At 62.6% G+C, this 13,001-nt stretch carries 12 protein-coding genes; 1 reads left to right on the top strand and 11 read right to left on the bottom strand.

Annotated features, from left to right (window positions below; all coding sequences use genetic code 11):
* Positions 1-286: 286 nt before the first annotated feature.
* The 8 genes from rfaD to cmk all read right to left on the bottom strand — a co-directional run bounded on the left by rfaD (position 287) and on the right by cmk (position 8,565).
* Positions 287-1,282, bottom strand: coding sequence for an ADP-glyceromanno-heptose 6-epimerase (gene rfaD, locus AC1DKD_RS31205; RefSeq protein ID WP_441631140.1), 996 nt, complete (start codon positions 1,280-1,282; stop codon positions 287-289).
* Between the two features lie 40 nt (positions 1,283-1,322).
* Positions 1,323-2,270, bottom strand: a complete 948-nt coding sequence (gene rfaE1, locus AC1DKD_RS31200; protein WP_477144120.1) for a D-glycero-beta-D-manno-heptose-7-phosphate kinase — start codon at positions 2,268-2,270, stop codon at positions 1,323-1,325.
* Between the two features lie 70 nt (positions 2,271-2,340).
* Positions 2,341-3,714, bottom strand: coding sequence for a UDP-glucose dehydrogenase family protein (locus AC1DKD_RS31195; RefSeq protein WP_477144119.1), 1,374 nt, complete (start codon positions 3,712-3,714; stop codon positions 2,341-2,343).
* A gap of 42 nt (positions 3,715-3,756) precedes the next feature.
* Positions 3,757-4,998: a lipopolysaccharide assembly protein LapB gene (gene lapB / locus AC1DKD_RS31190; RefSeq protein ID WP_441631146.1), complete on the bottom strand. Its 1,242-nt coding sequence runs from the start codon at positions 4,996-4,998 to the stop codon at positions 3,757-3,759.
* 3 nt (positions 4,999-5,001) lie between these two features.
* Positions 5,002-5,325: a lipopolysaccharide assembly protein LapA domain-containing protein gene (locus tag AC1DKD_RS31185; protein WP_035858787.1), complete on the bottom strand. Its 324-nt coding sequence runs from the start codon at positions 5,323-5,325 to the stop codon at positions 5,002-5,004.
* Between the two features lie 214 nt (positions 5,326-5,539).
* Positions 5,540-6,028 (bottom strand): integration host factor subunit beta, encoded by a 489-nt coding sequence (locus AC1DKD_RS31180; protein WP_441631149.1) that lies wholly within the window; start codon positions 6,026-6,028, stop codon positions 5,540-5,542.
* A 32-nt stretch (positions 6,029-6,060) separates the two neighbouring features.
* Positions 6,061-7,755 carry a 30S ribosomal protein S1 gene (gene rpsA / locus AC1DKD_RS31175; protein ID WP_477144118.1) on the bottom strand — a complete coding sequence of 565 codons (1,695 nt, stop codon included), beginning with the start codon at positions 7,753-7,755 and terminating at the stop codon, positions 6,061-6,063.
* 147 nt (positions 7,756-7,902) lie between these two features.
* On the bottom strand, positions 7,903-8,565 hold the full coding sequence (gene cmk / locus AC1DKD_RS31170) for a (d)CMP kinase (protein WP_477144117.1): 663 nt from the start codon (positions 8,563-8,565) through the stop codon (positions 7,903-7,905).
* Positions 8,566-8,697: 132 nt separating this feature from the next.
* Between cmk and AC1DKD_RS31165 the strand changes: the two genes are divergently transcribed.
* Positions 8,698-8,925 carry a DUF2061 domain-containing protein gene (locus AC1DKD_RS31165; RefSeq protein ID WP_441631153.1) on the top strand — a complete coding sequence of 76 codons (228 nt, stop codon included), beginning with the start codon at positions 8,698-8,700 and terminating at the stop codon, positions 8,923-8,925.
* Here the strand turns inward: AC1DKD_RS31165 and aroA are convergent, their stop codons facing one another.
* The 3 genes from aroA to ltrA all read right to left on the bottom strand — a co-directional run.
* The gene (aroA, locus tag AC1DKD_RS31160) at positions 8,926-10,236 is read right to left on the bottom strand and encodes a 3-phosphoshikimate 1-carboxyvinyltransferase (protein WP_441631200.1); all 1,311 of its coding nucleotides are present in this window, start codon (positions 10,234-10,236) and stop codon (positions 8,926-8,928) included.
* 83 nt (positions 10,237-10,319) lie between these two features.
* Positions 10,320-11,228, bottom strand: coding sequence for a prephenate dehydrogenase (locus AC1DKD_RS31155; protein ID WP_441631155.1), 909 nt, complete (start codon positions 11,226-11,228; stop codon positions 10,320-10,322).
* A gap of 121 nt (positions 11,229-11,349) precedes the next feature.
* The coding region (gene ltrA / locus AC1DKD_RS31150) for a group II intron reverse transcriptase/maturase (protein ID WP_477144116.1) at positions 11,350-13,001 on the bottom strand (1,652 nt) is incomplete at its 5' end.

The following is a 13,001-nucleotide window of genomic DNA, read 5'->3' as shown; positions in this document are numbered from 1 at the left end:
TGCGGCTTCATCGGCGGTGTTCACATCGACCGCCGCGAGCGCGGCGCCCGACAGCGAAAACCATACGGCAGCCGCCAGCAATACCTGTTTTGAAGCCGTCAGAGTTTGCTTGAACATGGGAGATTCTCCTATCCGTTTATGAAGGTTGCCTCGCCCGGTCCGGACGAGGCAACACGGAGGATAGGAGCGGCAGGCCGCCTTGGCGCGCCCTGCAACAAAAGTTCACCTCAACGCTACCGAGGTGTTTCCGTCAAGGGCGGCAAAGCGGACCGCGCACTTTGCGATCTCAGGCCTTGTTCTGAAGCAGCCAGCGGCAATAGCGCGACACGCCTTCTTCCACTGTGTAGAACGGCTCCTTGTACCCGGCGCCACGCAGGCGCGAGACATCGGATTGCGTGTAGCACTGATACTTGCCGCGCAACGCATCGGGGAACTTGATGTATTCCACCAGGCCCTCCTGCACCATCTCGTCGAGCGTCAGGTGGGGACGGCCATCGGCTTCGCGCAGCGTGTTGACCACGGTCGCGGCGATATCGTTGAAAGGTTGCGCACGCCCGGTGCCAAGATTGAAGATGCCCGACTTGTCCGGGTGATCCAGGAAGAACAGGTTGACCTTGACCACGTCCTCCACCGAGATGAAATCGCGGGTGTGGCCACCCGGTACGTAGCCGCCATACTCGCCGAACAGCTTCACGGTGCCATCGGCACGGAACTGGTTGAAATTGTGGAACGCCACCGACGCCATGCGCCCCTTGTGCGCTTCGCGCGGGCCATAGACGTTGAAGTAGCGAAAACCCACGATCTGCGACAGCGCGGTCGGCAACGTGCGGCGCACCACCTGGTCGAACAGGAACTTGGAGTAGCCGTAGACGTTCAGCGGCTTCTCATATTCGCGTTCTTCCTTGAACACCTGCGAGGCACCGTAGGTCGCGGCCGACGATGCGTAGAGGAATTGCGTGCCCTGCTCCAGGCAGGCATCCATCAGCCCCTTGGTGTAGCGGAAGTTGTTCTCCATCATGTAGCGGCCATCCGTCTCCATGGTGTCCGAGCAGGCACCTTCATGGAAGACCGCGCGCACCTTGCCGAACTCGCCGCATGTGAAGCGTTCGAGAAACTCGCCTTTGTCCAGGTAGTCACGGATCTCGCAGTCGACGAGATTGTGGAACTTGTCGGCACGCGTCAGATTGTCGACGGCGACGACGTTGTCTTCGCCGCGCTCGTTCAGGCCCTTGACGAGGTTGCTGCCGATAAAGCCGGCAGCGCCGGTAACGATGATGGTCATGGTCGTGTGGGCTCAATCGAGCCAGAAGACAGCGCGGACATTACGCCGGCGTGCCGAACAATTCAGGATAGGTGACAACCGCGGTGCCCAGCTTGCCCACCACGATGCTGCCGGCGCGATTGGCGTGCTGCACGGCTTCCTTGAGTGGCACGCCCGCCCCCAGCATGGTCGCCAGCGTGGCGATCACGGTATCGCCGGCACCGGACACGTCATAGACTTCGCGCGCCTGCGCCGAAACGTGCAATACCTCCGCTTCGGTATAGAGCGTCATGCCCTCTTCCGAACGGGTCAGCAGCAACGCCTCGAGATGCAACTCCCGCCGCAGGTTCTGGGCCCGGATAGTGAGATCGGACTCGGTTTTCCAGGCACCCACCACATGACGCATTTCGGCGCGGTTGGGGGTGATCAGCGTGGCGCCGCGATAGCGCGAATAGTCGTCGCCCTTGGGATCGACGAGCACCATGCAACCCGCTGCGCGGCCCGTCTCGACCATGCGGCCCACGTGGGCCAGTCCGCCCTTGCCGTAGTCGGAGAGCACCAGTACCTTGTACTCCTTGACCAAGGCCTGGAAGCTATCCAGTACGGAAGCCAGCACTTCGTGCGCCGGGACGTTCTCGAAATCGACCCGCAGCAACTGCTGCTGGTGYGCCATCACGCGCAGCTTGATGGTGGTGTTGACGCTGGCGTCGCGCAGCAGGTAGGGCTGCACGTGGCTGGCATTCAGGAGCGCCTCCAGGGTACGGCCGGGTTCGTCGTCGCCGACCACGCCCAGCATGCCGACCTGAGCGCCCAGCGCGGCGGCATTGCGCGCCACGTTGGCGGCGCCGCCAAGGCGCTCGTCGCTACGCTTTACCTGCACGAMCGGMACCGGCGCCTCCGGCGAGATGCGCTCGACATCGCCGAACCAATAGCGGTCGAGCATCATGTCGCCCGCCACCAGGATGCGCGATTGATTGATCTGTTGCTGCGGAATATGGTTCTTGCTCATGGACATCCTTGGCAACACTGCCCGGTCCGTCACCCGGGGCGTTGGCTTGTCGTTCCCGTTGGGTTGCGGTTCAGMGCGTCGTGGTCGGCCGCCCGATCGCATGATATTCGATGCCCGATTCCTGCATGGCCTCGGGCTCGTACAGATTGCGTCCGTCGAAGATGACGGGTGCCTTCAGGCGGCGCTTGATCTGGTTGAAATCCGGGCTGCGGAACACCTTCCACTCGGTGACGATCACCAGCGCATCGGCGCCATCGAGCGTATCCATCTGCGCATCGCTGAAATGCACGCGCRCAAAGCCGCCTTCGATATCGGCGAGATCGATTTCCAGCGCGCGCCGGGCCTCGGCCATCGAAATGGGATCGTGCACGCGCAACGCGGCACCGCGCGAAATCAGCGCACGCGCCAGCACCCGCGACGGCGCTTCGCGCATATCGTCGGTATTGGGCTTGAAGGCCAGCCCCCAGATCGCAAAGGTGCGGCCTGCGAGATCCTCGCCGAAGCGCCGCACGACCTTGTCGGCCAGCACCTGCTTTTGCGCATCGTTGACCGCTTCCACCGCTTCGAGCACCCGCATGGGCTTGCCATGCGCGCTGGCGGTGCGCATCAGTGCCTGCACGTCCTTGGGAAAACAAGAGCCGCCGTAACCGGCGCCGGCGTACAGGAAACAATAGCCGATGCGCGGATCGGAACCGATGCCCATGCGAACCAGTTCGATGTCCGCACCGACCTCGTCMGCCAGGTTSGCCAGCTCGTTCATGAACGAGATCCGGGTGGCCAGCATCGAGTTGGCCGCGTACTTGGTGAACTCGGCCGAGCGCACATCCATATAGAAGGTGCGCTCGTGGTTGCGGTTAAACGGTGCGTACAACTGGCGCATGATCGCCTTGGCATGGCGGCCCGCCACGTCGGCATCGCAACCCAGCACGATGCGGTCGGGGCGCATGAAATCCTCCACCGCGGCGCCTTCCTTCAGGAACTCGGGATTCGACACCACCGAGAACTGCAGGTCCTCCAGGCCGCGCGCGCCCAGTTCGGCACGAATGGCTTCGGTGACACGGTCGCCGGTGCCGACCGGCACCGTCGATTTGTCCACCACCACCTTGAAGCCCGTCATATGCCGGCCGATATTGCGGGCAGCCGCCAGCACATATTGCAGATCGGCGGAGCCGTCCTCGTCGGGCGGCGTGCCGACCGCGATGAACTGCACGTCGGCATGCTCCACGCTGGCCGCCACATCGGTGGAGAACGTCAGCCGCCCGGCCTCGCGATTGCGTTGGATCAGTTCCTTGAGGCCCGGCTCGTAGATCGGTACGCCACCCGCATTGAGCAGCGCGATCTTGCGTTCATCGACGTCCAGGCAAAACACATCGTTGCCCAGTTCGGCCAGACAGGCCCCGGTCACTAGACCGACGTAGCCGCTGCCGATAATGGTGACTTTCATAGCTTGTACTCCAGATAGGGATTGGCGTGCGACGCAACAGCGTCAGCCGAGTGCCTCGCTACGGCGCGGCGCGTATGTTTCCCAGCGGTTGCAGCCGGGGCACTGCCAATAGAACAATCGCGCGCGGAAGCCGCATTCGCGGCAGGTATAGCGCGCCAGGTTACGCGTGCGATTCTGCAGCAGGTCGCGAATCGCCGACACCTCCTGCTCCTGTTCGATATCGTGGGCGGTCGCCTGAAGCGCCTGCGCCACGGCGGTGCCCGCTTCTGCCACGCCGTTGGCCTCGCCCACGGCGGCGACCTCGGCGGCCTGCGCCTCGAAATACTTGGTCAACGCTTGCAGCGACGGCTGCCGGCGCAGTTGCTCGCGCATCAAGACAGCCGCGGCATGCGCGCCATGCAGTTCGAGTTCGGCGCGATACGCAATATCCAGCAACTCGGCCGCCAGATTGGTCTTGAGCAAGCCGCGCAGCCATTCCATCGCCCGCCCGTTATCGCCGAGCTGGCGATAAGCCTTGACGACGCGGTCCGCCACCAGCGGCAGGTAGGCGGCATCCTGCCGCTCGATACCGAGCCAGTGGCCAAGCGCGCCCTGTGCGTCGCCTGCCGCCATGGCCACGTCGCCCAGCAGCATCGGCGCGCGCACATTGGCGGGATTTTCCTTGACTGCCTGCTCCAACCAGCCGATCGCGTCCTCGGACTGCTTGCGCTGCAGGGCATCCTGCGCCAGTTCGCAGCAGAATTGCGCGATCTGCAAACTGTAGTCCTTTTGCTCCAGCGGCTGAAGTTCGCGTGCCGCCTCGATGGCCTTCTTCCACTCCTTCTCGACTTCGTAGAGTTCGAGCAGCACATGCTTGGCCGGCGCCGCATAGGGGCCCGACATCAGCCGCCGCAGCGATTCCTCGGCACGGTCAAGCAGGCCGGCGCGCAGGAAGTCCTGGCCCAGCTCAAAGAGTGCGTGCTCGCGCTCGGCGTCGGGGAGATCCTCGCGGCTGGCGAGGTTCTGGTGCACGCGAATGGCGCGTTCGGTTTCGCCGCGCCGGCGGAACAGTGCGCCGAGCGCGAAGTGCAGTTCGGTGGTCTCGGGGTCCAGCCGCGCCACCTCGATAAACGCGTCGATGGCTTGATCGGGCTGCTCATTGAGCAGGAAGTTCAGGCCCTTGAAATAGGAGCGCGGCAGCGCGCCCTGTTCGCTCATGAGCTGCCGCGCATCAAAGCGCGCAGCCATCCAGCCGAGGCCGAAAATGAGCGGCAGCGCGAGCAGCCACCAGGTTTCAAAAATCATTGGTCAAACTTTCGGGCCAACTACGTTGTAAGGGATGCCGGAGCCCGCCTGTGGTTCGCGGGCACCTTCCGCGGCCTGGCTGCGCGCCTCGCCGAGCGCGCGCCGCAGCCGGTTCGCTTCCATGCGCTGGCGCATCAGCGCGGGCGCTACCGCCGCCAGCGCAGCGACAATACCCAGCCCGAAAGCGGCCAGCAGGATCAGGATCAGCGGCGCTCGCCAGACGGCATCGAAGAAGAGTTGCAGGGAAGCATCGGCGGTATTGCGCAGCGCCAGCACGAACAGCAGCGCGAACAGGACGATACGGATGATCCAGGCGACAAGTTTCATGCGGGCTTCATGCGGAAGATGGGATGGTTCGGACTCCGGTGATGCGAACGCCGGCGGGCGACGCCCCTCGGTGGATTCCCGGCATTGTAGCGGAATCGCCTCGTACTAACGGTAACGGCTTGTATGCCGCAAGCATGCTGCAATAATGAAAAAGCGCCCCGAACAGGGGCGCTTTTTCGACTATCCAGTCACATCACGAGTCAAACACAGCGATTCAGGAACGGGCCAGTTTCAGCCCGCCATCGTCATGCAAGGCGCTACCGGCAACAACGGCCGGCTTCGCCTGGGCAGGCGCGCTCGGATGAGACGCGCCAGCCGCGGCACCATGGCCATTGCCGTTGGCACCGCCACTGCCATTGCCACCGTGACTGCCGATGGTGCTGGCCCCCGTACCGCCGCCGCCAACGGCCTGCGGCAGCGCCGGGCTGCGATCAACTCGTTCACGCAACTCCTTGCCCGCCTTGAAGTGCGGCACCCGTTTCTCGGGCACCAGCACTCTTTCGCCGGACTTGGGATTGCGCCCTACGCGCGGCGGACGCCGGTTCAGGCCAAAACTGCCGAATCCACGAATCTCGATGCGGTGGCCATCGGCCAGCGCTTCGGACATCGCATCGAGGATCGTCTTCACCGAGATGTCCGCATCCCGCAGCAGCAACTGCGGGAACCGGGCAGCCAGTTTTTCGACAAGCTCGGACTTGGTCATGGGCATCCGCTAGCAGGCGTAAGAACCGATGCTTACTGGTTGTCCTGGCCGAGCTTGGCCTTCAGCAGCGCGCCCAGGTTGGTCGTGCCAGCCGTGCCGGTGTCAGCGGCGAACTTTTGCATCGCTTCTTGCTGCTCGACGTTGTCCTTGGCCTTGATCGACAGGTTGATGTTGCGCGACTTGCGGTCCACATTCACCACCAGGGCGGTGATCTGCTCGCCTTCCTTCAGCACGTTGCGGGCATCTTCCACGCGGTCAGCCGAGATTTCGGATGCACGCAGGTAGCCTTCGACGTCGTCAGCCAGTTGCACAACGGCACCCTTGGCATCAACCGACTTGATCGTGCCATTGACCAGGGAACCCTTGTCGTTGGCCGAGATGAAGTTGTTGAACGGATCGCCCGACAGCTGCTTGATACCCAGCGAGATGCGTTCCTTGTCGACGTCGATGCCCAGAACCACGGCTTCCACTTCGTCGCCCTTCTTGTACTTGCGCACGGCTTCTTCGCCGGTTTCTTGCCAGGACAGGTCGGACAGGTGCACCAGGCCGTCGATGCCACCGGGCAGGCCGATGAACACGCCGAAGTCGGTGATCGACTTGATCTGGCCGCCCAGCTTGTCGCCCTTCTTGTGGTTACGGCTGAAATCGTCCCACGGATTGGCCTTGCATTGCTTCATGCCCAGGCTGATACGACGCTTGTCTTCGTCGATATCCAGAACCATGACTTCGACTTCGTCGCCCAGCTGGACAACCTTCGACGGAGCCACGTTCTTGTTGGTCCAGTCCATTTCGGAAACGTGGACCAGGCCTTCGATGCCGGCTTCGATTTCAACGAATGCGCCGTAATCGGTCAGGTTGGTCACCTTGCCGAACAGGCGGGTGCTTTGCGGGTAACGACGCGAGATGCCGACCCACGGATCTTCGCCCAGTTGCTTCACGCCCAGCGAGACGCGGTTCTTCTCTTGGTCGAACTTGAGGATCTTGGCGGTGATTTCCTGGCCAACCGACAGCACTTCGCTCGGGTGACGCACACGACGCCATGCCAGGTCGGTGATGTGCAGCAGGCCATCGATGCCACCCAGGTCCACGAATGCGCCGTAGTCCGTGATGTTCTTGACGATACCGTTGACGATGGCGCCTTCCTTCAGGGTTTCCATCAGCTTSKSGCGCTCTTCGCCCAKGSTSGCTTCSACMACGGCRCGGCGCGACAGCACCACGTTGTTGCGCTTGCGGTCCAGCTTGATGACCTTGAATTCCAGGGTCTTGCCTTCGTACGGCGTGGTGTCCTTGATCGGACGCACGTCGACCAGCGAGCCCGGCAGGAACGCACGGATGCCGTTGACCATGACGGTCAGGCCGCCCTTGACCTTGCCCGTGACCGTGCCCGAGATGATTTCGCCGTCTTCCAGCGCCTTCTCGAGGTTCAGCCACGATGCCAGGCGCTTGGCCTTGTCGCGGGACAGGATGGTGTCGCCATAGCCGTTCTCGAGCGCGTCGATGGCCACGGAGACGTAGTCGCCGGCCTGCACTTCGAGTTCGCCCTGGTCGTTCAGGAACTCCTCCACCGGCACAAAGGCTTCCGATTTGAGGCCGGCGTTGACGACCACGAAATTGTGGTCGATGCGCACGACTTCAGCGGAAATCACTTCGCCAGCCTTCATATTGGAGCGGGCGACGGATTCCTCGAACAGTGCGGCAAAGGATTCGTTAGTTTGCAGGTCGGACATAAACTTGAGTATCAATCCGCAGTACTCGGGCCGGCGCGAGGATCGCGCTCAGTCTGCACCGGGCAGCGGGGTCAGGTTGAACAACACCGGCAGGTCTGCGCATGCAGGCACTACCGGCACTTCGGTGCGGCGGGCACGATGCGCGGGTCAGGAACCCGGCGCGGCGTACCACTGCAGCACCTGCGCCACCGCCTGATCCACCGTCATGTCGGAGGTATCGAGCAAGTGCGCATCCTGTGCGGGACGCAGCGGCGCGGCCGTGCGGGTACGATCCCGCTGGTCGCGCGACTCAAGGTCTCGCAAAAGGTCTTCGATATTAGCAGAAATTCCCTTATCAATCAATTGTTTATAGCGCCTGCGAGCGCGCGCTTCGACACTTGYGGTCAGGAATACCTTCAGGCGGGCATCGGGGAAAATCACCGTGCCCATGTCGCGGCCGTCGGCAACCAGGCCCGGCAGCTTGCGAAAACCGCGCTGCAGCGCCGTCAGGGCGTCGCGAACCGACTGGTGGACGGCAATGGCCGACGCCCGGTTGCCGGTGGCTTCCGCGCGGATGGCCAGGCTGACCTCTTCGCCGCTCAGCCAGACCCGATCGGGGCCGAACTTGACATCAAGGCGGCCTGCCAGCTTTGCAAGCCCCTCCACATCCTGTGCGTCAATGCCCACACGCTCGCTGGCAAGCGCGACCAGGCGGTACAGCGCACCGCTATCCAGCAGATGGTAGCTGAGTGCGTCCGCCACCTTGTGCGCTACGGTGCCCTTACCGGAGGCAGTGGGCCCGTCGATTGTGATGACGTCGACGATAGTCATTATTTATTGAAACAGAAAAGAATATTGATTTCTTAAATCAATTGAGAATCATTACCATGCAATCCATGGCGGGCGGCCCTGCAAATGGCAGGCGCTCCGGGCAGTCAAGACAACTCCGCGAGGCAATCTACCATGGCTAAGACCCTGTCGTTCGGCATCATGCACGTTGGCATTGCCTTTGGCGTCACTTACGCGCTGACCGGCAACCTGGCCGTCAGCGGCGCCGTGACCTTCATCGAACCGGCAGTCAATACTGTGGCGCATTACTTCTTCGACCGCTACTGGGACAGGCGCGAACGCCGCGACGAAGGCGTGCCCACCATTCCCGGCGAGGAGTCCCGCCCGATGCTGGCAGTGTGATCAGCGCACCACCGCCGCAAACGCGTCGAAGTAGTCCGGGAACGTCTTGGCCACGCAGCCAGGATCGTTGATGCGCACCGGCAACGGGCCGAAGGCAGCCAGCGAAAAGCACATGGCCATGCGGTGATCGTCATAGGTGTCGATGCCAGCGGCCGGCGTCTTCCACGCGGTTTGGGCCGGTGGCGTCACCTTCAGGTAATCCGCCCCCTCCTCCACCTCGACACCTAACTTGCGCAATTCCTTGGCCATGGCGCTGATGCGGTCGGTTTCCTTGACCCGCCAGCTCGCGATATTGGTAAGCGTGGTCGTGCCCTCGGCAAACAACGCCGCTACCGCCAGCGTCATGGCAGCGTCCGGGATATGGTTGCAATCCAACTCGATGCCGTGCAGGCGGCCATCGTCGCGCTCGGTACCGCGGACCTCGATCCAGTTGGCGCCCGCCATCACGTTGGCGCCCATGCGGTTGAGCGCCTCGGCAAACTTGACGTCGCCCTGGATGCTCGACATGCCCACGCCCTCCACCCGCAACGGACCGCCGCCAATAGCGCCGGCTGCCAGGAAGTAGGATGCCGAGGAGGCATCGCCTTCCACGAAGATCTCACCGGGCGAACGGTAGGCCGAACGCGCCGGCAGGATGAAACGCGACCAGCCTTCGCGCCTGACTTCGATGCCGAAGCGCGCCAGCAGGTTCAGCGTGATCTCCACGTAGGGCTTGGAGATCAACTCCCCGACGACCTCGATCTCGATGGTGTCGCCCGGCGCATCGGCCAGCGGCAGGGTCATCAGCAGCGCCGTCAGAAACTGGCTGGAAACGTCGCCGCGCACGCGGATCGGTGCATCGATGCGGATCTGCGCGGGCGATATCTGCAGGGGCGGATAACCCTCGGTACCAAGGTAGTCGACGTGAGCGCCAATCTGCCGCAGGCCATCGACAAGATCGCCGATCGGGCGCTCATGCATACGGGGCACGCCCGACAGCTTGTAGCTCCCACCCTGCAGCGCCAGTGCCGCGGTCAGCGGGCGAATTGCGGTGCCCGCATTGCCCATGAACAGTTCGGCCGCCTTGTTCGGGAAGTTGCCGCCCACGCCGCGCACCACGCAAGCGCCATCCTCCTGGCGCCACGCCACACCCAGCGTACGCAGCGCCTGCAACATCACACGCGTATCATCGGAGTCGAGCAAATCGCAGACGCGGGTCTCGCCGTCCGCGAGCGCCGCCAGTAGCAGCACACGGTTGGAGATGCTCTTGGAGCCCGGCAGGCGAACAGTGCCCGAGGCGCGAGTGAAAGGACCAAGCGTGAGATGTTCCATGATTTGCATGCTAGTTGGCCGGCCGCTCTTTATGAAGGGCGGGCCGCACCGTTGGTGACCTGATGACTTCGCGACGCGAGCGTTCAGGGCTCGACGTTGACAGCGGGTGCACGCTGCGCGCCCCATTGCTGGCGCGCCTGGCTGGCGCGCTGGAAGATGCGCTCCAGCCCCTCGCCGTTGCTGTTTTCTATCAGCGTCTTCAAATGCGCCAGCATCGCCTGGTAAGTGGTCAGCTCGCTCAGCATCGCCTCCCGGTTGCCAACGCAGATATCACGCCACATCTCCGGCGAGGACGCCGCGATACGGGTGAAATCGCGAAAGCCGCCGCCGGCGAAGTCGAGCTTCAGCGCCGCGTCCTCGGCATTGGCCACCTGGGCCACCAGCGCGTAGGACAGCAGGTGTGGCAGGTGGCTGACCGCGGCAAACACGGCATCGTGCTGCACGGCGGACATCACAAAGCAATCGGCACCGGCGGTCTCCCACATGGCGCGCACGGCAGCCACGTCGATGCGGACGTTTTCCTGCAGCGGGCACAATACGACCTTCTTGCCGGCATAGAGATCGGCCAGCGCGGCTTCCACGCCGTTCAGCTCGCGGCCCGCGATGGGATGGGCGGGCACGAACTGCGCCGCCTTGTCGCCCAGCGCGGTCTTGGCCGCCATGATGACGTCGGACTTGGTGCTGCCGGCGTCGGTGACGATGGTGGCCGGCTCGAGATGCGGCTCAAGTGCATGGAGCAGCGCAAAGGTCTGCGCCACCGGAGCGCAGAGCACGATGACGTTGGCGCCCTTGGCAGCCTCCTCCAGCGTCGCGGCTTCGTCGATCACGCCGAGCTTGAGGGCGCGCTCCAGCGAGGCCTGCGAGCGGCCTACGCCGACCACCGTGCCGACCGCCCCCGCACGCTTGAGCGCGAGCGCCAGCGAGCCGCCGATCAGGCCGACCCCGACTATAACGACACGGGAAAAATAAGGAGCGGACGCAGGAACGGTCACGGGGATACGCTGCCAGGCAAGGAAGTTCGGTAGGGTAGGGACGAGATCATTGCTGATCTGTCCCCCCCTAAGAACCGTACGTGCGAGTTTCCCCGCATACGGCTCAAGCCTCTACAAAATGTTAATTAAACACCGGTTTCACAACAGTTTGGCCGTGGTGGTGAACTTGGATATGGCAGTTCGGATGCAGCAGTACTCGATTCCCTAGAGCATCGGAACCCCCAAGCATGCGGGATTCGATGTGATGGTCTTCCCATCCTGTTTCCTTGGTTATCTTGCACTGACACACCGCGCACAAGCCTCGCTGGGACACATACAGTTTGATCCATTGCTTTTGGTGCGTCATGCTTGCTTGCATGCGCTCCTGCCGCAACGTCTCGCCGTAGCGTTCCTGCGTTGGATCGAAGGGATTGTAATCCCCTCGAATCTTCTTGTGCCGCCGGATGGGCGTCCCCGCAAGCGGGTACAACTCCGTCCAGTAGCTACTGCCGTCCTCGTTTGTTACTGTGGTCCCAAACACCCAGTTCCGYTCCCCGACCGAGGCGAAGTACTTCTTCCGCACCCAATCAGCGTTCTTTCCTCGGTGTCGCCGTGTCGCCCATCGCCATAGAGCCTTAAATACCGCATGCTCCATACGTGTGAACGTCGCCTTCGCAACCACTGGGCTGTGATACTGCGCCCAGCCCCTTAGCATCGGATTCAGCAGGGCGATTAGATCCGCCTGCTTCGCCGCCTTGTTGGCATTGATGACCCCCTTCACCTTGCGGTAGAACGTCTGCACGTTCTTTCTGCTTGGCTTGATGAGCAGTGTTCCCGAGTACTTCCGGAAATTCCACCCAAGGAAGTCGAAGCCTTCGGCAATGTGGACGATCCGCGTTTTCTCCGTCGATAGCGTCAGCCCCCGTACCGCTAGGAACKSCTCTACCCACGGCTTCACYTCGTGCTCCAAMACMTCCGGCGTAYTGCCGGTGATCACGAAGTCGTCYGCRTASCGCACRACGTTCACCTTCAGCTTTTGCGAGTTTTTTGCACCTAGCTTTGTCCTGAGGAACTCCACCAGTTGCCGTTCCAACCCGTTCAATGCCACGTTTGCCAGAGTCGGGGAAATGATGCCCCCCTGTGGTGTTCCGGCTTCGGTCGCCTGAAGCTGACCCTGAAATACCACGCCAGCTTTCAGCCATTTCCGCAGGACCACTTTGTCCATCCGGACATTGCGCTCTAGCCAGTCGTGGCTGATATGGTCAAAGCAACCCTTGATATCCGCCTCTAACACCCATTGGGCCGAAGCCTTCTTGGATAACGAGACAAATAGCTGAGACATGGCATCCGCGGTAGAGCGATTGATCCGGAACCCATATGAGTTCGGATCGCTCGTCCCTTCGGACACCGGTTCCAGCGCCAGCAGGTATAACGCCTGCATGGCTCGATCCAACATGGTCGGAATGCCCAGAGGGCGCTCCTTCCCGTTGGCTTTGGGAATAAAGACCCGCCGTAATGGCATGGGCCGATACCCCCGGCGCTTCAACCGCCCGATGGCTTCCCATCGGACTTCAGGCGAGTTCCACTGTTCGCGGTCAACACCTACTGTCCGCGCACCTTGGTTCTCCGTCACTCGTCGTACCGCCGATGCCTTGGCGGACCACGAGCGGGTCAAAGACCGTTGCAGGGCTTTCACCCGGCGCCAGTCCCCTTCCTGTGTTGCCTTCGCAATTCGAATCTGCATTGCTCGAACGTTCCGTTCGACACGGCGCCAATTGATGTCGCCCCATCGTT

Source organism: Cupriavidus sp. 05T313, assembly GCF_056396665.1.
Note: the sequence above shows the minus strand (reverse complement) of the source record. Positions and strands in the feature narration are given on the sequence as shown.